This window comes from Burkholderia sp. BCC1999 (assembly GCF_905339975.1).
Taxonomy (GTDB): domain Bacteria; phylum Pseudomonadota; class Gammaproteobacteria; order Burkholderiales; family Burkholderiaceae; genus Burkholderia.
On record NZ_CAJPHP010000001.1, the window covers coordinates 266,829 to 289,020 of the forward strand.

Genomic DNA, 22,192 nt, shown 5'->3' on the forward strand with positions numbered 1-22,192 from the left:
GAATGCCCCGTCCATGACTCACACATTGACCCAACGAACCGTCCGGGTCGGTGCGCGGACCATTTCCTTTACCGAAGCAGGCGAGGGCCCGGTGGTGCTCATGCTCCACGGCGGCGGCCCCGGTGCTTCCGGCATGTCCAACTACGCGCGCAATGTCGGCGCGCTCGCATGCGTCCACCGCGTCGTCGTGCCCGACCTGCCCGGCTACGGCAAATCGACGAAGGGGCTGGATCGCGGCGATCCGTTCGGCGACCTGGCGGCAAGCATGCTCGGGATGCTCGATGCGTTGCGCATCGAGCGCGCGCACGTCCTCGGTAACTCGCTCGGCGGCGCATGCGCGTTGCGCATGGCGATCGAGCGCCCGGCCGCGGTCGGGCGCCTGGTGCTGATGGGGCCGGGCGGCGTGGACACGACGCGCACATTACCCACGCCCGGCCTCAAACGGCTGCTGAACTACTACAAGGGCGAAGGCCCGACGCTGCAAAAGCTCGCGACGTTCATCCGGGGCGACCTCATCTACGACGGCAGCCTGGTATCCGACGCGACGCTCCAGGAGCGCTTTCAGTCCAGCATCGATCCGGAGGTCGTCGCCAGCCCGCCGTTGCTCGGGCCCAAAGGCATTCCGAATTTCAGGAATCTGGATTTCACGCGCGATCCGCGCCTGGCCGCCGTCCAGCATCCGACGCTCGTGCTGTGGGGAACCGAGGACAAGGTCAATCGACCGAGCGGCGCACGCTCGCTGCAGCGACGCATGCCGAACTGCGACGTGCACCTGTTCAGCAAGACCGGTCATTGGGTGCAGTGGGAGCGCGCCGACGAATTCAACGCGATGGTAGTCGCGTTTCTGGCCGAGGATCGCGCAGATGCGCCCCTCTTCCGCCGCGTCTGACCCGGGGTGCATCGTCATGCCTGACATCGCTAGTTCGCTGGTCGCGCTCGACAGCGTGTTCGGTCGCGTGAATCTCGGCTATGTGCTGATCGAATCCGGTCGCCTGGACGCGTGGATGAGGTTCGTCACCGAGGGGCTCGGGCTGCACGCGGATCGTCCGCAGCCCACGGTGCTCGCCTGTCGCATCGATGCGCATCAACGCCGTTTGATCGTTCACGAAGGACGAGCGGAAGACGTCACCGCAATCGGCTGGCAACTGGCCGACGACGCGGCGTTGCAACTCGTGCTCGTGCGGCTGTCCGCGCTCGGCATCGACGTGCGGCCGGGCAGCGCGAACGAAGCTGCGTTGCGAGGCGTGCAGGGATTCTGGTACTTCATCGGACCGAAACGGCTGCGCACCGAGCTGTTCACCGATGCGGTGCCGAGCGATTCGCCGTTGCGGATGAAGGCGAGCGGATTCGTGACCGGCGCATCTGGGTTGGGGCACGTCGCGATCACGACGCGTCGGCCGGAAGCGATGCAGGCGTTCTGGAAGAGGGTGTTCGACGCACGCTTGTCGGACGAGATCGAGGACAAGATCGACGGCCTGAATCTCGACTTCGCGTTTCTTCGACTGAACGAGCGTCACCATTCGCTTGCAACCGCGTCGACGCGTGGCATCCGTCTGAATCCGCTGCGCACGCAGATTCACCACCTGAATCTTCAGTGCGTATCGCTGGACGACGTGACTCAGGCCTACTTGCGATGCCGTTCGATGGGATACCCGATCGCCAATGCGATCGGCCAGCATCCGAACGACCGCGAGCTGTCGTTCTACGTTCAGACGCCGTCCGGCTTCGAGATCGAACTCGGCTGGAATCCGATCGTGGTGGATGAACGCGCGTGGCACACGACGACCTACCAAGGGATCAGCCTGTGGGGCCATCGCCCAGAGAACCTGACCTTGCGCGCCCGGCTGGGCCGCGCCCGCCGCGCGTTCGCGTCGCTGCTGCATCCGGAATTCATCATCCACGGAGACCAACCATGAACGCAGTGCATCAGGACGATGCGTGCGACGTCGCGATCGTCGGGCTCGGACCGACCGGCCTCGTGCTTGCGCACCTGCTCGGCCAGGCTGGCCATCGCGTCGTCGTGCTCGAGCGCGAGCCGGTGTTTTACGGCAATGCCCGCGCTGTTTATACCGACGACGAATGCATGCGGATCTTCCAGCATCTGGCGGTGGCCGACGAACTGCAGGCACGGATGATGATGGAAACGCCGGTGCAGCTCGTGCGCCCTGACGGCACGCCGATCACGCAGTACATGCCGCGCAAGCGGCCGCTCGGCTGGCCGATCATCAATTTCTTCTACCAGCCGTACCTCGAAACGACGCTGTCGGACACGCTGTCGCGCTATCCGAACGTCACGATCCGGCGCGGACGCGAAGTAGTCGATTTCTCGCAGGACGCCGACGGCGTCGGCATCGTGCACCAGGCCACGCGCGAAGCGCGCTTCAGCGACGCGACGGATGCGCAAACGAGCATGAACGACGATCCCGACGCGCAGTCGTTGCGGGCGCGGTATATGGTCGGCGCGGACGGCGGGCGCAGCATCGTTCGCACGCGGCTCGGCATCGACATGGCCGGCAAGAGCTTTCCCGAGCCGTGGCTCGTCGTGGACATCGAGCGCAAGCCGGGCACCGACGCGCTACGCCACCTGCCGTACTTCAATTTCGTCGTCGACCCGAAGCTGCCGGTCGTGAGCTGCGTTCAGCCCGACAGGTTCCACCGCTTCGAATTCATGCTGATGCCGGGTGAAACGAAGGAGAACATGGAGCGGCCGGAGACGGTGCGCGCGTACCTGTCCCGGTTCGTCGATCCGGACCAGTTCGTCGTCAAGCGCAAGCTCGTCTATACGTTTAATGCGCTGATCGCGGCCAAATGGCGGGTCGGCCGCGTGCTGCTCGCGGGCGACGCGGCACACATGACGCCGCAGTTCATGGGGCAGGGGGCCAGCTCCGGCGTGCGCGATGCGTACAACCTCGGATGGAAGCTGGACCTCGTGCTGCGTGGCGCCGCCGGCGACGCGCTGCTGGACACCTATCAGTCCGAGCGCCATGCGCACGCCAAGGCGATGATCGACGTGTCCGTGCTGCTCAAGAATGTCGTGTCGGCGCGCAATCCGCTGGGCACGCTCGTCCGCGACACCTCGCTCGCGGTCATCCGGATGATCCCGCCGCTCAAGCGCTGGTTTCAGGAGGGCGGCTTCAAGCCGGCGCCCGTCTACAAAAAGCACGCGTACGTCGGCTTGCCGCGGCGGCGCCGCAACGGCCCGGAGGGCGCGCTCGCCCCGCAACCTGAGGTGCGCCGGTTCGATGGCGCGAGGCTACGCATGGACGACGTGCTCGGGCGCGGGTTTTCGCTCGTCGGACTGAACGTCGATCCCGCCCGGTATCTCGATGACGCGTCCGCCGAAGCACTGCAATCGTTGTCGGTACGGTACGTGACGCTCTATCCGTACGGCGGGCGCCCTCAAGGGCTCGAAGGCGTCGAACGCGACAACCGTACCGGCGGCACGATCGAGGTCGAGGACATCGACGGCAACATGATCGCGTGGTTCGCGAAGGCCGGGTTTCGCGACAAGGCCGTGGCGATTCTGCGGCCGGACCGGTTCGTGTTCGCCGTCGTGCCGGTGGCCGAACTCGATCGCACCGTGACCCGCCTGCGCGACCAGCTCGGTATGCCGAACGCTCGCGGCGGCACCCGCGCAACCACGCCGGCGGAGGCGTCGTCGCTCGCCAGGGCCGCCTGAATTCCGACTCTCTCATTCCATCAATCATGTCTCCGTTACCCGATCACTCCCGTATTCATGCCGCCGCCGACGCGCTGCGCAATGCGCGCGCGACGCGCACCCCGATCGAACCGATCGCCGAGCGGTTCGGCATTGCCGGGGTCGCGGCCGCCTATGCGGTGGCCGAAACCAGCACGGCGGCGCGGATTGCCGCCGGCGCGCGCATCGTCGGCCGGAAAATCGGCCTGACGTCGCTCGCGGTGCAGCGGCAACTCGGTGTCGACCAGCCTGACTTCGGCGTGCTGTTCGACGACATGGCATATCTCGACGGCGACGATGTGCCGATGAATCGTCTGCTGCAACCGAAGATCGAGGCCGAGATCGCATTCGTCGTCGGGCGCGACCTCGACGACGACGCACCGAGCTATGGCCGCGTATTGTCATCGCTGGCCTATGCGCTGCCTGCGATCGAGATCGTCGACAGCGCCATCGCCGACTGGCGGATCACGCTCGAGGATACCGTCGCCGACAACGCGTCGTGCGGCGCATACGTGCTCGGTCATCAGCCCGTTGCACTCGGCCGGCTTTCGCTCGGCGAACTGGGCATGACGATGACGAAACAGGGCGCAGTGGTGTCGACAGGCGTCGGTGCCGCCTGCTTCGGCCATCCGCTGCGCGCGGTCCACTGGCTCGCCTGCACGATGGCGCGTCACGGGCAGAAGCTGCGCGAGGGCGACGTGATCCTGTCCGGCGCGCTGGGCCCGATGGTGGCGGTGGCGAGCGGGGACGTCATTCGCGCGCAGATCGGCGCGCTCGGCAGCGTGCATTGCCGTCTCGGCGAAGGAGCAGCGCGATGAGCGCGAAACTCAAGGTCGGCATCGTCGGCAGCGGCAACATCGGCACGGATCTGATGATCAAGATCCTACGGCACGGCGAACGCATCGAGATGGGCGCGATGGTCGGCATCGACGCGGCATCGGACGGCCTGCGGCGAGCAGCCCGGATGGGCGTCGCCACGACGCACGAAGGCGTCGAAGGGCTTGCGCGGATGCCGGGCTTCGGCGACATCGACATCGTGTTCGACGCGACGTCGGCGTCTGCCCATGCGCACAACGATGCGTTCCTGCGTGCACTCAAGCCCGGCCTGCGCATGGTCGACCTGACGCCGGCGGCGATCGGCCCGTACTGCGTGCCGGTGGTGAACGGCGAGCGCCATCTGGATGCGCCCAACGTCAACATGGTGACGTGCGGAGGACAGGCGACGATCCCGATGATCGCGGCGGTGTCGCACGTCGCCAACGTTCACTACGGCGAGATCGTCGCATCGATCTCGAGCCGGAGCGCAGGGCCGGGCACACGCGCCAATATCGACGAATTCACCGAAACGACGGCACGCGCGATCGAAACGGTCGGCGGCGCGGCGAGAGGCAAGGCCATCATCGTACTCAATCCGGCCGAGCCGCCGCTCATGATGCGCGATACGGTATATGCCCTCAGCGATTTCGCCGACGAAGCGCGCATCGAGGCCTCCGTCGCGCGGATGGTGGAAGCGGTGCAGTCGTATGTGCCGGGCTATCGCCTGAAACAGCGCGTGCAGTTCGATCGCATCGAACCCGATCGGCCGATCCGCATTCCGGGCGTCGGCGAACGCATGTCGGGTCTCAAGACTTCGATCTTTCTCGAAGTCGAGGGGGCCGCCCACTACCTGCCGGCCTACGCCGGCAACCTCGACATCATGACGAGCGCTGCGATGGCGATGGCCGAACAGGTCGCCGCCCGCGTGCTGCGCGACGCAACGTGAGATTCCCGACCATGGACAAGAAGGTTTACCTCTCCGACGTGACGTTGCGCGACGGCAGCCACGCGATTCGTCATCAATACAGCATCGCGCAGGCGCGGCACATCGCGATTGCGCTCGACGCCGCGAAGGTCGATTCGATCGAAGTCGCGCATGGCGACGGCCTGCAGGGCGGCAGCTTCAACTACGGTTTTGGCGCGCATACGGATGTCGAATGGATCGAAGCCGTCGCGGATTCCGTTACCCACGCGAAGGTCGCCACGCTCCTGCTGCCCGGTATCGGCACCGTGCACGATCTGCGCGCCGCGTACGACGCGGGCGCACGTATCGTGCGGGTCGCCACGCATTGCACGGAAGCCGACATTTCCCGCCAGCACATCGAATCCGCGCGTGAGCTCGGCATGGAAGCCGTGGGCTTCCTGATGATGAGTCACCTGCACACGCCCGCCGGCCTCGCCGAGCAGGCGAAGCGGATGGAAAGCTATGGCGCGACATGCTGCTACGTCGTGGATTCCGGCGGCGCGATGAACATGAATGACGTGCGCGATCGCGTCCGTGCGTTCAAGGATGTGCTGAAACCGGAAACCGAGGTAGGCATTCACGCGCATCACAACCTGAGTCTCGGCGTGGCGAATTCGATCGTTGCCGTCGAGGAGGGCTGTGCTCGCGTCGACGCGAGCCTGGCGGGGATGGGGGCCGGGGCAGGGAACGCGCCGCTCGAGGTATTCGTCGCGGCGGCCGCGCGTCTTGGCTGGCAGCACGGTGCGGATCTGTACCGCCTGATGGATGCGGCAGACGACATCGTGCGGCCGCTGCAGGATCGCCCGGTGCGGGTGGACCGCGAAACGCTCGCGCTCGGTTATGCCGGGGTGTACTCCAGCTTTCTGCGCCATGCGGAACTGGCCGCCCGAAAGTATGGCCTCGGCACGGTCGATATTCTCGTCGAACTCGGGCGGCGCGGCATGGTGGGCGGGCAGGAAGACATGATCGTCGACGTCGCGCTGGATCTGTCGAATGCACGGGCCGCTTCCGGGTGTGCGACGTAGCGGCCGTTTCGTTGCGCACGAAGAGGCGCTTGAATGATATTTCGTCATACAGATCAATATTTGAAGTCGGAGCTGATCGTGCACCGAATCGATGTCCATCACCATTTCGTTCCGCCGGCCTATCGCGACGCGATGTCCAGGCATGGCATACAGAAGGTAGCCGGCGCACCGTTGCCGGAATGGCATGCGCAAGCGTCGCTCGACGTGATGAACGCGAACGGGATTCAGGCGGCGCTGCTGTCGGTCTCGGCGCCGGGCGTGTATTTCGGCGACATCGACGCGGCACGCTCGCTCGCACGTCAATGTAACGAATATGCGGCGCAGCTCTGTGACGCGCATTCCGGCCGGTTCGGTTCGTTCGCGGTTCTGCCGATGCCGTTTACCGAACTGGCCTGCGCGGAGGCCGTGCATGCGCTCGACGTGCTGAAGGCGGACGGCATCGTGCTGCTCGGCAGTACGGAAGGAAAGTTTCTCGGCGCGCCGGAATTCGCTGAACTGATGGCCGAACTCGATCGTCGGCAAGCCGTCGTGTTCGTGCATCCGAACCTGCATCGAACGAGCGAGGCGCTCGGGCTGGATGCGCCGGGCTTTCTGATCGAGTTCCTGTGCGATACGACGCGCGCGGCGGTCAACCTGATGCTGACGGGGACGCTCGAGCGTTACCCGAACATTCGCTGGATTCTCGCGCATGCGGGCGGATTCCTGCCTTACGTCGCGTGGCGCGTGTCGCTGGCCAACCTGATGCCGGAATATCTGTCGGCGGTACCGGCCGGCGCGCTCACCTACATCCGTCGATTTCACTTCGACACGGCGCTGTCGCCCGCCGCGTATCCGCAGGCTGCGTTGCGCGAACTGGTCGAGCCTTCGCAGATCCTCTTCGGCAGCGATTTCCCGTTTGCGCCGGCACCGGTCACCGCCATGCAGCGCGACACGCTCGAACGGTCGCCCGTTTGGGATGCCGACGCGCGTGCCCGCATCGAGCGCGGCAACGCCTTGCGCCTGTTCCCCCGTTTTGCCCGCGGCGCGGAACGTGTCGCCGGTATGTCGCCACACGAGGGCGGCCCCCTGGCGTCGCTCAGGCGCGCGGCGGCAGGCGCGAGCGTCCGGTTGATCGACCGGCTCAGAGACCGCTGAATCCCGTTTCGTCTGGCACCCCGGACGCGCATGCCGGGCGGATGACCTCCGTCCGGTGGGGACGCATGCCGCCGTTTCCCCGGCGGCGCCATCCTGCACATCACAACAATCGGAGACAACATGAAGCATACGAGCGCGGCAATTCTTCTTTCGATCGCGGCGATGTCGTGCGCCCGCGCACAATCGGCCGGTCAGTGGGTCATGAATGCCGGGTGGCTGCACATGGCACCGCAGGATTCGAGCGAGCCGCTGACGGTGAACGCGCTCGGACGCTCGAGCACGGTGGCGGGTAGCGGCGCGAGCGTGGCGGATACCGATACGTTCGCGCTGACGGCGACCTATTTCGTCACGGATCATGTCGCACTCGAGACGATCCTTGGCATTCCGCCGAAATTGCATCTGAGCGGCACCGGCACCCTGTCGTCACTCGGCGAACTGGGGACGGCGCGTGCGTGGAGCCCGGCGATTCTCGCTCAATATCATTTCGGCGAACCGTCGGCCCGCTTTCGGCCCTACGTCGGCGCGGGCCTGACCTATGTGTGGTTCAGGGACGTACAGTTGAGCAACAAGGTCGCGAGCGGTGCATTCCTGTATTCGCCGACGCTTGGCAATCGCCTCGAGGGCCCCACGTCGGTGACGCTGAGCCATTCGTTCGCGCCGATCGTCAATGCGGGGCTTACGGTCAACATCGATCCACACTGGTCGGTCGGCGTGTCGATCGCCTACGTGTGGCTGTCGACGAAAGCCGACCTGAGCACGCGATCCGCGGTCGGAAACGTGACCAGTTCGACGCGGATCAAGATTGATCCGATCACGACCCTCGTGTCGGTGGGATATCGATTTTGAACGGGAGAAGGTGCCCAGTGCCCGTTTGACAGTCAGTCCCGTGGAGGGAGGTGTCGGTCGTCGCACGGATACAAGAGGAGACCGCTGGAAGTACTGCGTCGGTGCCCTTGCGGCGCTGGCGCGGAAGATCGAGGCCGCGCGGCGAGGACCGGACAACGGCGGCTCGACGGAGCCGCCGTGCACGATCGAACGGAAACCCGACGCGCAAACCTGCGCCCGCCGCGCTTCGCGCCGCCGCACTCGGCCGGCGGCGCCCGCCGCGCGACTCGATGCCGACGCCGGTTACGCCGCCGACAGCACGATCGACACCCCTGTCGCCGTATAAACCGGCGTCGCCTTGAAGCCGTCGACGGTCACCGTCGCGAATTTCGCCGCGCCGGCTGCCGCATCGATCAGTGCGATGGTGTCGCCGGCCTTCGGCGCATAACCGTTGACGAACTTCACGTGCAGCGTGCCGCCTGCGATGGTGAACGCGCCGCCCACGCGCAGCCGTCCGCCGCCGTTGCCGTCGATGTCGAGTTCGAGCGTCGTGCCGTCGAGCTGCGTATAGCGCGTCGCGATCGTGACGGGCGCACCCGCCGCGATCCTGACGCCGCCGCCGGCGCCGACATACACGTCACCGTTGCCGAACGCCGTCGCGGACGCGGCGGCGAGCGTGCCGCCGCTGACCTGCGTGCCGCCCGTATAGCTGTTGTTGCCCGCCAGCGTCAGCGCGCCGCTGCCTTGCAGCGTCAGCTTGCCGGCGCCCGCGATGTCGTTGCGCCACAGGTCGGCGGCGTTGAGGCCGCCTTTCGATGCATCCATCGCGACGATCACGTTGCCGTTGAATGCGCCGTAACCGTCGGCGGCCGCGAACAGGTTCAGCCGGCCCCAGCCTTCCGCATCGTCCATCACCGGATAGCCGGACGGCAGTTCGGTGGTCTTCAGCACGACGCGCCGCTGATCCGCGCCCAGGTACGGGAAACGCGTCTGCAGCAGGATCTCCGCCCCTTTCGGCACGACCGGCGGCGCGCCGGTCGCGTCGAGCGCGCCGAAGCCGTAGGTCATGCGGCGCGCGAAGGCCGCCTTGTTCGTCGTGTAATCGGCGAAGCGGTCGGTTGCCGTCGTGCCCGAGCGCGCGAATGCCGCGAATGTCGAATCGGTCGTGCCGGTGAGCTGCTGCAGCGTCTGGTGCGCCTGGCCGTAGGCGGCCTGCGCGTCGTTCGCGTACGCCGCGAGATTCGCCGCGCTGACGGCCAGCGCGAGCATGCGCCCGCCGATCACGTCGAGCGGCGAGTGCATGCCGGCGAGGATGCGGTTCTCGCCGAGCTCGAGGCCGCGGCTGACCATTTCCTGGAAGCGCTCCGGCACGAGCCACGCCATCGTCACGGCGTCGCGCATCGCTTCGGCCTGGTGGCCGCTGATGAACCCGCCGTCGGTCGCGGGCGTCGTGCTCTCCGCGGGTACGAGCGTGGGGACGACGACGACGCTCGTGCTCCAGCGGTACGGCCGCGCATATTTGTAGAAGCGCTTCGCGGGTTCGGTCGACGCGTTGTTGCCCATCTCGTTGAGCAGGTCGACGACTTTCCCGAAGCTCGCGTTCGCGCTGCCGCCCACACCCACGTTGTTGCCCGAGTCGTTGTACAGGACGGTCGTCGCGTCGGCCGGCACGCTGGTGATGCTGGTCGTCTGCTGCGCGGCGGTGCGCCACGCGGAGGTGAGCGGCCCCATGCCGTCGGTCACGCTGTAGCCCTTGCCGCGCCGGTCGTCGTAGTACGCGGCGTCGGCTTGCTGCGGCGTGCGCGCGGTCGTCGCATTGACCACGTATTGCACGTTCGCCTGCAGCACCGCATCGTTCAGGCTCGTGCCGCACGGCGCGCCGTTGCCGGGCAGCCCGGTGCAGGTCGATGGCGAAATGGCTGGAAACGCGCCGTTGGCCGGCGCGCTTACGCCCGCATCGACGAGCATCGTCGACGGCTGCCACAGGTCGAGGAAGCGGCTGACTACGCGCACCGCGGCGTTCGTCGACAGCGTCGCGTAACGGGCGTCGCCGCGCTGGTTGGTCGCGACGTTGTCGACGAAGGCGGGCACGCTTGGAACCGGCGCGCTGTCGACGAAACCGGGATCGGCCGGCGGCGCCGGCATGGCCGCGCTGGTCGGGGTGGTCGACGCGACATCGTCGCCACCGCCGCACGCGGCGAGAACGATCGCACTCGACAGCGCGGCGACATGCAGCGGGAAACGGCTTCGTGACGCAAACATGCAAGACTCCATCCTGATGGTCGAAGATGGCGAATTGTGGTGACGATTCGTTACGCAGCCGTTAAGGATTTGTTGCGCGCCGTGCCCTGTACGCGAAAATTCCCACTATCTGGTTAATTTCCGCTACTGAACATGGAGAATGCCATTTTCGACGTGCCTGAGACGGGTATGCGGTGGCGTGCCGCTATGTGCCGGCCAGGCGCATGGATGGAAAATCCGGCGACCTCGATATCGAATAGCGATCCCTATTGCCGAAACGTCACGTGACAGGTCCGAGGCCCAGGGCAATCGTTCGTGTGCGACCTGCGGCCCGGAACCGCGACTCGCCCCATGGCCGTCATGCCGAGCGCGCGAGCGGCTCCGTTTCCGCGCAACATACCCGGTTTCTGCCTTCGCGCTTCGCGCGATAAAGCGCCATGTCCGCCTGATGCGACAGCGCGTGCACGGAGGCAGGGCGTGCGCGATGGCCTGTCGCGCAGCCGATGCTGACGGTGAAGGGCGGAACGGGTTTTGCAAATCCGTCGAGCCGGTTGCGTTCGACTTCGCGGCGAATCGCCTCCGCCACCTTCGCGGCGCCGCGTTCGTCGGTGTCGGGCAGCACCGCGACGAATTCTTCGCCGCCGTAACGCGCGGCGAGGTCGCCGCGCCGCTGCGTGTGCGCGCGGATGCATTCGGCGAGAAAGCACAGCGCCGTGTCGCCCTGCGCGTGCCCGTATCGGTCGTTGTACTGCTTGAAGTGGTCGGCATCGATGAACAGCACCGACAGGCTGCCGTCGTGGCCGCGCTGGAGCCGTTCCCATTCGTCGCCCAGCGCGACGTCGAGCGCGCGGCGGTTGTGCAGGCCGGTCAGCGGATCGGTGCGCGTGAGGCCGGTGAGCAGCGTCTGCTTGCGAAGGTTGTCCCGCAACGCAAAGGCAAGCAGCCAGACGACCGCGCAGAAAAGCGCGCAAAGCAGCGACGCCGACACGCCGACCGACCACGACATCCGGATGAAGCCGGCCAGTACGTCGCCTTCGGCCGGGGCGACGACCGCGATCAGCGGTGTGCCGGGTACCCGCTGGAACGTATAGAGCCGCAACGTTCCGTCGATGCGCGAATACGCCGCGTAGAAGCCCGAGTCCTGGTTCAGCATGCGATCGAAGGTTTTCGACCGACTCAGGCGGATCATCTGGTGATCGCTCACCGGCGGATTGCGGGCGAGGATGGTGCCGTCCGCGCGCAGGATCGCGCTGATGCCGTGCGGCCCGACGTTCAGCCGAGACAGCAGTTGATCGAAATAGGCGAGGTCGATCGCAACCACCGCAATTCCGCCGAACGTTTGATCCGGTCGTTCGATGCGCCGGGAAAGCGCGATCGATTCCGTGCCGCCGCGCGAGCGCGCGCGATAGGCCTCCGATACGTAGAGGCCGACATCAGGCGAATCGCGATGGACCTTGAAATAGTCGCGATCGCCGAAGTTCCAGTGGTGGGACGGGCCGCAACACGCGTCGATCAGCTGGCCGTCGCGGTCCGTCACGCCCATCCCCGTCACGTATTGCGCGGCCGCGCGCTGGAACAGCAGGTCGTGCCGCAGGCCGGCGTCCATGCGCCGCACCGCCGGTTTGCCGAGATCGGCGGCGAGCGCGACCAGTGCGTTGTTGGACGTCTCGACGGTTCGCGCGATCTCGCTGACCAGCACGGCGGCGACGTTGCGCGACGTTTCGTGCGCGTGCTCGACGACCTCGCTTCTCGTGGCCCAGAGCGTGACCGCGCTGATGCCGATCGCCGCGAGCGACATCAGCGTGCCCAGCGCGCCGACGGCAAGATGGTTTCGTCCCGCCCAGTCGGCGATTTTCTCGATGGAGGTGGATGCGGACATGCTGGCGCTCGTAGGGGGCCCGGCGCGATGAACCGGGCTGCGCTGAAATCCGGGTTAACGGCAGGTCGCCGAAGAAATCGAGACCGGCATGCCACGCAAATGGGCGGGTTTGGGCGCGCAAACGTGTGCGCGTCGGGTGCTCGACGAGGCGCGCATCGGAAAGTGTGGGCGGGGGCGGCCGGCCAGGCGAACGCGTCGCGGGCTGGACGGTCGACGCGGCGGATCCGGAGCGCGGGCCTGATACGGTGTCGGCGAGGTCCCGTCCGCGCGATCACGCCGGCCCGGCCGCGTCCGTCTCGGCGTCATCCGTCGCGGCCGCGTGGCGCGCACGCTTCAGCGTGCCGGCCAGCTTCTCGATCGCGTGCAGGTCCAGCGTATCGAGCTGCTCGCGCACCGCCTGCACGAAGGCCGCGTAATCCGGTTCGTCCGCAACCTGGCCGAGCCATTCCTCGATATCGGTGAGCCGCCCGTCGCGGGCGAGCAGGATCAGTTCGTCGAGCGCATCGTCGGGCGGGCCATCCATCGCGGGCGCGACGTGCTCCGGCCCGACCTCGTCGCCCGGATGAAACCGCCGCACGAGTTCCGACGCCGGCACGAGCGCATGCCCGACGGCCGGTGCGACGATCGCGAACGAGAACGCCGTGCCGACGCCCGGCTGGCTCGCGACGGCCAGTTCGCCGCCCATCGCGCCGACGATGCGCTGCGCGATGAACAGGCCGAGCCCGGTTCCGCCGTTGACGGCCTGCACCTGCTGGTACGCGCGAAAGATGTCGCGGGTGCCGCTGATGTCGATGCCGATGCCCGTATCGGCAACCTCGAACAGCAAGCGCCATGCGTCGCCTTCGCGCGACGCATGCGCCGACAGCGTGACCGTGCCGTCGCGCGTGAACTTCGAGGCGTTGGACAACAGGTTCAGCAGCACCTGCTGCAGCCGCATCCCGTCGATCGATACCGTGCGCGGCAGCGGCGTGGCCGGCCGGTAGACGAACCGGTTGTCCTGCTGCGCGCACAGCGCGAGTGCATAGCGGGCGATGTCGTCGAGCAGGCCGGGCAGGTCGGTCGCGTCCGGCGACACGCCGAGCGGCTGCAGTTCGGCCTTCGTGAACGCGAGCAGTTCGTCGATCAGCGTGAGCTGGTAGCGGATGCTCCGGTCGATCGAGCGAATCAGCCGCGCCTGGCCGAGCGTCGCGCCTTGCATCAGCAGCTTCGCATAGCCGTTGATCGTCGACAGCGGCGCACGCAGGTCGTGGCTGACATAGCCGAGCGTCTCGATCTTCTGCTGCATGTGGGTCGTCACCTGCTGCAGCGCGTCGTTGAGCGCAACCGTGCGTCTCGCGACTTCGTCGCGCAGGCGATCCTGTTCGGTGAGCTGCCAGTGTTCGAGCCGCTTGCGCGCCTCGGTGCGCTGACGGCCCACGTGGTGGATCCACGCGGCCAGCACCAGCAGGTGCGTGGCGAGCCCGACGATCGCGATGACGGGGTTCGGATAGATGTCGGACTTCAGCCAGGACAGCACCGGCGGCAGCGCGTTCATGCCGTCGAGCACGCGGATCAGCATGTTGAAGGTGGCAATCGCAATCGCGATCAGCATCACGCGGCCGGTCGGCGTCCGGCGGATCGCGAGCAACAGCGCGAGGCTGATGTTGACGATTCCCAGCACCGCGTTCAGCCGCAGGCAGAACCACGTGAAAGTCAGCAGGTCGCCGCATGCGGCGCCGGCCATGCCGATACATTCGAGCGCAAGGAATGCCATGTAGACCGCGCGCATCGGCAGCCTGGCCTGCTCGCGCCGGGCGACCATCAGAATGAAGGCGATGAAGCACGCGATCGCCACGTACGCGAAGATCACCTCACCGCGCGCGGACCATTCGCGCAGCGCGGGCGGCAACGCCATTGCCGTATAGCCGCGGTATGCCGCTTCGAACAGCGTCGTGCCCAGCGCAAGCACGGCCAGCACGTAGAACACGCCGCTGCGCGAAAAGAATCCGATCAGCAGCGCGCACCACACGAGCGCGAGCAGCCCGCCGAAGAAACCGAAGTCCCACATCGTCGCGCGCCGTTCCAGTGCATTCCAAGCCGCACGCGTGAATGCCGCCGGCGCGAGCCGCATTTCCTTGCGTGACGTGACGCGGATCAGCACGGGGAGGCTTTCGCCGGCGTGCAGCGTGACGTCGAGTGCGGGGTAGCGCGATGGCTGCCCGGCCGCATCGCCGCCGCCGTCGGCGACCGGGAAACGGCTGTCGAGCGTCCACCGGCCGTTCCGGCCGACATAGAAGTCGGCATGGTCGACGCGCGCGTCGCGAATCACCAGCACCAGCGGGCGGGCGGCGCTGTCACGGTTGACCAGCATCGCGCGGACCCACCATGTCGACCGCGAGAACTCGATGTTGAACGTCGATGCGCCCGCCGCCGCCGCGCCTTGAACCGGCTCGGCGATGCGCGCGGCGACCTGTTCGGCGGTCATCGTCGTGCTCGCGTCCTCGAACACCGACACGGCTTCCAGTTGCGCGGGGTTCGGCGTCGATGCCGCGCGGGCCGTCGTGCAAGTGACGGCCAGTGCCATCAGAAGCAGCAGCACCGCGCACCATCCGGCTGCCCACGCCGAATCGCGCCTACGCATCGGGATGATGCCCGCCGGGTGTGGGCGGCGCGTTGACCGCATGGCGCTGGCGCCGCCAGTCGGACGGCGTGATGCTGAAGCGCTCACGGAACGCCGTCGCGAAATTGCCGGGCGTGGAGAAGCCGATTTCCTCGGCGATGTCGCCGATCCCCATCGACGTCTCCGCGAGGAAGTGCATCGCGGCGCGCAGGCGCGTATCGCGCAGGTACTCGAACACGGTCTGGCCAAGCTGGTCGCGGAACACGCGCGACAGCCGCTTCTCGTGCGTGCCGACCTGCCGGGCCAGATCCTCGAGCGCCGGCGGATGGCGCAGGTCGCGCAGCAGGACCTCGGCCGCCGCGCGCACGAGGGCCGCATCCGCGTTGTCGGGCATCTCGGGCAGGTGCGCGAACGGCTGGCTGCGCCGCGCGCGCTTCAGGTGGTTGCGGATCCGCGCCAGCACTTCGGTCGGCTCGAACGGCTTGACGATGTAGTCGATCGCGCCGGTTTCGAGCCCCGCGATGCGATCCTCGAGATCGCCCGCGGCCGTCAGGATGATGACCGGGATGGATTGCGTGGACGGCGTCGACGCCAGCAGCCGGCACGCAGCGAAGCCGTCCATGCGCGGCATGCGGACATCCATCAGGATCAGGTCGGGCGCGATCGCCTGGGCGCGGTGATACGCCTGCAGCCCGTCGAACGCGACGCTGATCCGGCATCGCGCGGCACGCAGGATTTCGGTCAGGAGCCGCAGGTCGTTCGGGCGATCGTCGACGACGAGAATATGTGCGTCACCGAGATCCGGCGTGGTGCGAGGCGGCGCCGAACTGGACGAGCGGGATGACATGGTGGCGGACGCGGTGGAAGGGTGGTCGGTCGGATTGAAAGCATCGCTTTCTGCTCAATTGTTGCGAAAAATTATATGTCGACAACAGTACCGATTGTGAGGATTCCGTGCGGCCTGTGTGGGCATATCCGGCAGGGCGCTGCGCAGTTTCGGCACCGATGTTCGGCCGAACGAAATGAGAGTGGAAAAACATGCCGAATTGAATTTTAATATCGGTCTTTATTTCCGGATTTTATCGATTGAAAAATTGAATTGGCCCGAAAGATGAGTTCGAGTGGATTGTGTCGAGAGACGATGCCTTTCAATGTGAAATGGATGGGTCGAGTCAGCCCTGATTCGGTGAGAGCCTTTTGTTTTGTTGGTCAAGAGTTATTCCCGTAAAAACCGGATTTCTAACCAGAGCGTATGAATGTAAATATCGTCCGCTCGGGAAAAGCTTTTTTCCGTTCTGGAAAAGGTTTGTTTGAACGGATACCTGCACACTAGACCCGGCGCGGCTGGAATCGGTTCTTCGAGGGGACGGTTTTGCGTGGATTCCCTGCCGCTGCCATATTCGGATGACGCGATATTCAATGTGACATCGAATGATGGCAATTCTCATGATATGGGAATGCGATGGCGGACAAGAAAATTGGCACGAGGGTAATACAAATTTCATAATTTTCCGAATGCGTTCGTATACAAGATAAGCGGAAAAATTGTGAGGTTGGTCAGGGTGTGACGCATCGACTGGAAAAATCGTCAAGAAAATTCGACCGACCAAATCGATGCGGGGGTCGTTCGGCAAGTCAAGCGCTATTTCCGGAAATCCGGAAAGGCGTTTGACCGCCGGCGGAGAGGGTGAGCGGCTGCGCGCGCAGCCCGGCGGTCTGATCCGTCCGGGCGCGATCGCGCGGCGCGTTCTCGAATCAGGCGGGCACGAAAAACATGAATACAACAGGCATGGCAGGTCAACGCACCGGTTCGAGCGAACCGGATGCGCATGCTTCATACCCGGGGACTACTCGGCGTCATCCTCCTCCTGAATGAATCGTGACGGGCCGGCCCGGGGCACGGGCCGGCCCGTCCATCCGGCGTCTGAACGACGCCTTCCCATTCCATTCAAGGTCGCCGCCGGCTCGGCGCGACGGTGCGTGCACGCGGATTCGCGATGCGCGGGGCAGCATGCCGCCGTCTTTCCCGCGCCATCTGCTTCCGTGATCCGATAACCGGCGAGTGTCGCCGCACGGCGTGCCGGCGCACACGTGCGGCGTGCATTCGCGCGATCGCCCTGGTGATCGCGATTGCCGAGCAGCGTTGTTCGATCGTTTAGTTAGTTATCCAAAGTGAAGCGCGAAGCGTCGCGGTACGGGCGAAGAAGCAGACGGATGCGTCATCGCCTGCCGTCGTGTTCGCTGCCGCGTTATCCAGCACATGAGAACCGAGGGAACACAAGATGAACAAGTCGTTCAAGTCGATCTGGAATGAAGCACTGGGAGCCTGGGTCGCGGCTTCCGAGCTTGACCGTGCGCGCGGCAAGCGTGTTGCGTCGGCAAGCGGCACGCGCGAGCATGCCGCGAGCGAGGGCGCCGCGAGCCGCGCGGGCATGTCTTCGATGCCGTCGCCGCGACGATTGGCTGTGCTGATGGCATCAACGTATCTTGTGTTGTTCCATGCGGGTGCGCACGCGCAGTACGCGCCGGATGGCGGCTCCGCGACAGGCGGCGTGACGTCGATCTCGATCGGCGTCGGGTCGAGTGCCGCGCAGCAGAACTCCACCGCGCTGGGCAACCTGTCGACGGCGGCGGGTGTTTCTGCCACGGCGCTGGGGCCGGGCGCGCATGCGATGGCCGACGCGTCGACGGCGGTCGGCATCAACTCGCAGGCGACCGGGATCAACAGCTCGGCGCTCGGCGTGCAGGCGATCGGCAGCGGCGACTATTCGGTGGCGATCGGCAATCTGTCGAGCGCGACCCAAAGCGGCGCGGTGGCGATGGGCAGTGGCGCGGCGGCGACCGGCGTGTCGGCCGTCGGGCTCGGCAACAATGCGTTGGCGTCCGGCCAGTATGCGGCCGCGCTCGGTCTCGGGGCGAGCGCGGTCGGGGTCCAGAGTATCGCGCTCGGCTACGCGTCGCATGCCACCGATACGGGAACGGTCGCGATCGGCAACCAGTCGACGAGTTCGGGCGCAGCCGGCGTGGCGGTGGGCAGTGGCGCGCTGGCGTCCGGCAATTCGGCCGTCGCGATGGGCGTCAACAGCGGTGCAAAGGGTGGCACGTCGATCGCGATCGGCTGGGGCGGCACGGCCGGTGTACCGGGCTCGGGCACGCAGTCGCTCGGCACCAGTTCGATCGCGCTGGGCTCGTCCACGACGGCCGGTGCCAATCAGGCGATGGCGCTCGGCCTGAGCGCGAATGCATCGGGCGTCAGTTCGATCGCAGCAGGCGTGCAGGCGACCGCAACGCAGCAGTTCGCTGTCGCGCTCGGCAATCTCGCGCTCGGGAGCGGCGTATCGGCGACGGCCTTGGGCCCCGGTGCGACGGCGTCGGCCACGAATGCGACGGCGATCGGCATCAACAGCGTCGCGGCCGCGGGTTCCACCATCGCGATCGGCGACAGCAACTCGGTCGCCGCCGCTGCAGGCGCGGGCTCGATCGCCGGCGGCAACAGCTCGAAGGTGTTGAGTGGCCTTGGGGCGGTCGCGCTCGGCCTGGGTCAGACGGTCAGCGGCAACGGTGCAGTGGCGATCGGCGACCCGAGCACCGCGATCGGCACCGGCGCGGTCACGATGGGGTCGAACAACACCGCGAACGGCAACGGTGCGGTCGCGATCGGCAATTCGAACATCGCACAGGGCACGGGCTCACTCGCGCTCGGCAATACGTCGACGGCCGCGGCCGCCGGTGCGGTGGCGTTCGGCGCGTCGGCCGTGGCGAACAATGCAAACGACGTCGCGCTCGGCTCGGGTTCGACGACGGCCGCGCCGAATCCGACGGCCAGCGCGACGATCGGCGGTGTCACGTACAACTTCAACGGCATCAACCCGACCAGCGTCGTCAGCGTCGGCGCGGCGGGCACCGAGCGCCAGATCACCAACGTTGCGGCCGGGCGCATCAGTTCGGCCAGCACGGATGCGATCAACGGGTCGCAGCTCGCTGCGACGAACCAGGCGGTGAATTCGCTGTCGACGTCGACTGCGTCGAGCGTCAGTTCGTTGTCGACCGGGCTGTCGTCGGCCAACAGTTCGATCACGTCGCTGTCCACGTCGACGTCGACGGGTATCAACTCGCTGTCGACGGGGCTGAGTTCGACCAATAGCTCGGTGACTTCGTTGTCGACTTCTACGTCGACCGGGTTATCGTCGGCCAATAGCTCGATCACGTCGCTGTCCACGTCAACGTCGACGGGTATCAACTCGCTGTCGACGGGGCTTAGTTCGACCAATAGCTCGGTGACTTCGTTGTCGACCTCCACGTCGACTGGGCTATCGTCGGCCAATAGTGCGATTACGTCGTTGTCCACGTCGACATCGACGGGTATCACCTCGTTGTCGACTGGTCTGAGTTCGACTAACAGCACGGTGACTTCGCTGTCGACCTCCACGTCGACCGGGTTGTCGTCGGCGAACAGCGCGATCACGTCGTTGTCCACGTCGACATCGACCGGCATCACCTCGTTGTCAACGGGCCTGAGTTCGACCAACAGCGCCGTAACGTCATTGTCGACGTCCACGTCGACCGGTCTGTCGTCGGCGAATAGTTCGATCACGTCGCTGTCCACATCGACATCGACCGGCATCACCTCGTTGTCGACGGGCCTGAGTTCGACCAACAGTGCGGTGACTTCGCTGTCGACCTCCACGTCGACCGGGCTGTCGTCGGCGAATAGCTCAATCACGTCGTTGTCCACGTCGACGTCAACGGGCATCAGCTCGTTGTCCACCGGCCTGAGCTCGACGAACAGCACGGTCACGTCGCTGTCGACTTCGACGTCAACGGGCATCAGCTCGTTGTCCACCGGCCTGAGCTCGACGAACAGCACGGTCACGTCGCTGTCGACTTCGACATCGACAGGCATCAGCTCGCTGTCGACCGGCCTGAGTTCGACGAACAGCTCCATCACGTCGTTGTCGACCTCCACCTCGACGGGCATCGGTTCGCTGTCCACCGGCCTCAGCACGACGAACAGCAGCGTGACGTCACTGTCCACCGCCACGTCGTCCAGCATCGGCTCGTTGTCCACCGGCCTCAGCTCGACCACGAGCTCGATTTCGTCGCTGTCGACGTCGACCTCGACGATAGTCGGCTCGCTGTCCACCGGCCTGTCGAGCACGAACAGCAACCTGACGTCGCTGTCCACCGCGACGTCGACGGGTATCAGTTCGTTGTCGACCGGCCTCAGCTCGATCGCGTCGAACAACACCAACCTCGGCAACAGCACGGCCGGCGCCATCGGCGGCGGGGCCACCTACGACCCGACGACCGGCACGATCTCCGCGCCTTCGTATGTGACGTACAACAGCGACGGCTCGACGACGGTCAACAACAACGTCGGCTCGGCGATCGACAACATCAACGCGCACGGCATCAAGTATTTCCACGCGAACTCCACCGCGCCGGACAGCCAGGCGCTCGGGGTCGACAGCGTCGCGATCGGCCCGAACGCGATCGCGAAGGTGGACGGCAGCATCGCGCTCGGCGCCGGTTCGGTGTCCGATCGCGCGACGGTGCCGGCCTCGGGGACCATCCGCAACGGCAGCGCGTCGATTCCGTTCAACACGACCGACCAGACGCTGCTGGGTGCGGTCTCGGTCGGCGACGCGACGAGCAAGACGTATCGCCAGATCACCAACGTCGCGGACGGCACCGGCCAGCAGGACGCGGTGACCGTGCGGCAGCTGGCCGGCGCGCTGCAGTCGTTCGCGGTCACGACCACGAAGTACTTCCACGCGAACTCGACGGCCGTGGATTCGCTCGCGGTCGGCGCGGAGTCGGTCGCGGTTGGCCCGACGACGGTGGTCAACGGCGACAACGGCGTGGGTATCGGCAACGGCGCGATCGTCGACGCCACCGCGCCGGGCGGCGTCGCGATCGGCCAGGCGGCAAGCGCCGCGCAGGCCGATGCGATGGCGCTGGGCAGCGGCGCGACGGCCACCGGCGCGCAATCGGTGGCGCAGGGCGCCAACGCGGTCGCGGCGAGCGTCGGCAGTGTCGCGCTCGGTTCGGGCGCGCACGCCACGGCGACCGATGCGCTTGCACTCGGGGCCGGTGCGTCGTCGACGTTCGCGAACAGCATCGCGCTCGGCGCGGGTTCGCTGACCACCGTCGGCGCGCAGACGAACTACATCGCGTACGGCTTGAGCAGCCCGCAGTCGTCGGCCGGCGAAGTCAACATCGGCAACCGGCAGATCACCGGCCTCGCGGCCGGCAAGAACGGCACCGATGCGGTGAACGTGTCGCAGCTCGATTCGGTGGCCAACCAGTTGACGACGCTGATCACCCAGCGCACGTCCAACCTCGGCGGGTCGTACACGACGAATCCGACCGGCACGAACGTGCCGCCGGGTTCGACGGGAGCGAATTCGTCGGCGGGCGGTTCGGGTTCGGTTGCATCGGGCTCGAACAGCACGGCGGTCGGCAACAGCTCGCTGGCGTCCGGCAACGGTTCGACCGCGATCGGCGTCGGCTCGACCGCAACGGGCAACGGCTCGACCGCGATCGGTACGGGCAGCAACGACGGCGGGCGTTCGAACGTCGTCGCGGTCGGCTCGGCGGAGTCGGCGCGCCAGGTCGTCAACGTCGCGGCCGGTACGCAGGGCACCGACGCCGTCAACGTGAACCAGCTGAACGCGGTATCGAACCAGTTCACGCAATCGCTGAACACGGTCAACAACCAGCTCACGCAGATGCAGCAGCAGATCCAGCAGACCGATTCGATGGCGCGCGACGGGATTGCCGCGACGGCCGCCATGGCGTCGATCCCGCACATGGACCGTGACTCGAACTTCGCGATGGGGGTCGGTACGGCGACCTTCCTCGGCCAGAAGGCGATGGCCGTCGGCATGCAGGCGCGGCTCACGGAGAACCTGAAGGCGACGCTGAATGGCGGTTTCGCCGGCAGTCAGCGCGTGGTCGGCGCGGGCATGTTGTATCAGTGGAAGTGATCCTTGCGCATCGAACCGCCCCC

The 22,192-nt window shown here is 66.4% G+C and carries 13 protein-coding genes; 9 read left to right on the forward strand and 4 right to left on the reverse strand.

Annotated features, from left to right (window positions below):
- The first annotated feature begins 25 nt into the window (after window positions 1-25).
- The 8 genes from U5809_RS01205 to U5809_RS01240 all read left to right on the forward strand — a co-directional run bounded on the left by U5809_RS01205 (window position 26) and on the right by U5809_RS01240 (window position 8,482).
- On the forward strand, window positions 26-889 hold the full coding sequence (locus U5809_RS01205; RefSeq protein WP_322085135.1) for an alpha/beta fold hydrolase: 864 nt from the start codon (window positions 26-28) through the stop codon (window positions 887-889).
- A gap of 16 nt (window positions 890-905) precedes the next feature.
- Entirely contained in the window at window positions 906-1,916 is a 1,011-nt protein-coding gene (locus U5809_RS01210; protein WP_322085136.1) for a VOC family protein, read from the forward strand.
- Window positions 1,913-3,679, forward strand: coding sequence for a bifunctional 3-(3-hydroxy-phenyl)propionate/3-hydroxycinnamic acid hydroxylase (locus U5809_RS01215; RefSeq protein WP_322085137.1), 1,767 nt, complete (start codon window positions 1,913-1,915; stop codon window positions 3,677-3,679). Before U5809_RS01210 ends, U5809_RS01215 begins: the two co-directional genes overlap by 4 nt.
- A gap of 26 nt (window positions 3,680-3,705) precedes the next feature.
- Window positions 3,706-4,515, forward strand: coding sequence for a 2-keto-4-pentenoate hydratase (locus tag U5809_RS01220; RefSeq protein ID WP_322085138.1), 810 nt, complete (start codon window positions 3,706-3,708; stop codon window positions 4,513-4,515).
- Window positions 4,512-5,459 carry an acetaldehyde dehydrogenase (acetylating) gene (locus U5809_RS01225; protein WP_322085139.1) on the forward strand — a complete coding sequence of 316 codons (948 nt, stop codon included), beginning with the start codon at window positions 4,512-4,514 and terminating at the stop codon, window positions 5,457-5,459. The genes U5809_RS01220 and U5809_RS01225 overlap by 4 nt, the downstream gene beginning before the upstream one ends.
- A gap of 11 nt (window positions 5,460-5,470) precedes the next feature.
- Window positions 5,471-6,502, forward strand: a complete 1,032-nt coding sequence (gene dmpG, locus U5809_RS01230; protein ID WP_322085140.1) for a 4-hydroxy-2-oxovalerate aldolase — start codon at window positions 5,471-5,473, stop codon at window positions 6,500-6,502.
- 78 nt (window positions 6,503-6,580) lie between these two features.
- On the forward strand, window positions 6,581-7,636 hold the full coding sequence (locus tag U5809_RS01235; protein WP_322085141.1) for an amidohydrolase family protein: 1,056 nt from the start codon (window positions 6,581-6,583) through the stop codon (window positions 7,634-7,636).
- Between the two features lie 120 nt (window positions 7,637-7,756).
- Complete coding sequence (locus tag U5809_RS01240; RefSeq protein WP_322085142.1) at window positions 7,757-8,482, forward strand: OmpW/AlkL family protein; 726 nt, start codon at window positions 7,757-7,759, stop codon at window positions 8,480-8,482.
- A gap of 282 nt (window positions 8,483-8,764) precedes the next feature.
- Here U5809_RS01240 and U5809_RS01245 read toward each other — a convergent pair whose 3' ends face one another.
- The 4 genes from U5809_RS01245 to U5809_RS01260 form a co-directional block, all read right to left on the reverse strand.
- On the reverse strand, window positions 8,765-10,723 hold the full coding sequence (locus tag U5809_RS01245) for a phosphatase PAP2 family protein (protein ID WP_322085143.1): 1,959 nt from the start codon (window positions 10,721-10,723) through the stop codon (window positions 8,765-8,767).
- Window positions 10,724-11,060: 337 nt separating this feature from the next.
- Window positions 11,061-12,581 (reverse strand): GGDEF domain-containing protein, encoded by a 1,521-nt coding sequence (locus U5809_RS01250; protein ID WP_322085144.1) that lies wholly within the window; start codon window positions 12,579-12,581, stop codon window positions 11,061-11,063.
- 271 nt (window positions 12,582-12,852) lie between these two features.
- A complete protein-coding gene (locus U5809_RS01255; protein WP_322085145.1) occupies window positions 12,853-15,201 on the reverse strand; it encodes a sensor histidine kinase in 2,349 nt (782 codons plus the stop codon).
- Window positions 15,194-16,027: a response regulator gene (locus U5809_RS01260; RefSeq protein WP_322085146.1), complete on the reverse strand. Its 834-nt coding sequence runs from the start codon at window positions 16,025-16,027 to the stop codon at window positions 15,194-15,196. The genes U5809_RS01255 and U5809_RS01260 overlap by 8 nt, the downstream gene beginning before the upstream one ends.
- Window positions 16,028-17,462: 1,435 nt before the next feature.
- Between U5809_RS01260 and U5809_RS01265 the strand changes: the two genes are divergently transcribed.
- Window positions 17,463-22,169, forward strand: coding sequence for a YadA-like family protein (locus tag U5809_RS01265; RefSeq protein ID WP_322085147.1), 4,707 nt, complete (start codon window positions 17,463-17,465; stop codon window positions 22,167-22,169).
- The last annotated feature ends 23 nt before the right edge of the window (window positions 22,170-22,192 follow it).

What these genes read in the sequence shown, in the direction of transcription:
- U5809_RS01210 (WP_322085136.1), top strand. Translation starts at nt 906, where the DNA reads ATGCCTGACATCGCTAGTTCGCTGGTCGCGCTCGACAGCGTGTTCGGT.
- U5809_RS01255 (WP_322085145.1), bottom strand. Translation starts at nt 15,201, where the DNA reads ATGCGTAGGCGCGATTCGGCGTGGGCAGCCGGATGGTGCGCGGTGCTG.
- dmpG (WP_322085140.1), top strand. Translation starts at nt 5,471, where the DNA reads ATGGACAAGAAGGTTTACCTCTCCGACGTGACGTTGCGCGACGGCAGC.
- U5809_RS01245 (WP_322085143.1), bottom strand. Translation starts at nt 10,723, where the DNA reads ATGTTTGCGTCACGAAGCCGTTTCCCGCTGCATGTCGCCGCGCTGTCG.
- U5809_RS01225 (WP_322085139.1), top strand. Translation starts at nt 4,512, where the DNA reads ATGAGCGCGAAACTCAAGGTCGGCATCGTCGGCAGCGGCAACATCGGC.
- U5809_RS01240 (WP_322085142.1), top strand. Translation starts at nt 7,757, where the DNA reads ATGAAGCATACGAGCGCGGCAATTCTTCTTTCGATCGCGGCGATGTCG.
- U5809_RS01260 (WP_322085146.1), bottom strand. Translation starts at nt 16,027, where the DNA reads ATGTCATCCCGCTCGTCCAGTTCGGCGCCGCCTCGCACCACGCCGGAT.
- U5809_RS01250 (WP_322085144.1), bottom strand. Translation starts at nt 12,581, where the DNA reads ATGTCCGCATCCACCTCCATCGAGAAAATCGCCGACTGGGCGGGACGA.
- U5809_RS01215 (WP_322085137.1), top strand. Translation starts at nt 1,913, where the DNA reads ATGAACGCAGTGCATCAGGACGATGCGTGCGACGTCGCGATCGTCGGG.
- U5809_RS01265 (WP_322085147.1), top strand. Translation starts at nt 17,463, where the DNA reads ATGAACAAGTCGTTCAAGTCGATCTGGAATGAAGCACTGGGAGCCTGG.
- U5809_RS01220 (WP_322085138.1), top strand. Translation starts at nt 3,706, where the DNA reads ATGTCTCCGTTACCCGATCACTCCCGTATTCATGCCGCCGCCGACGCG.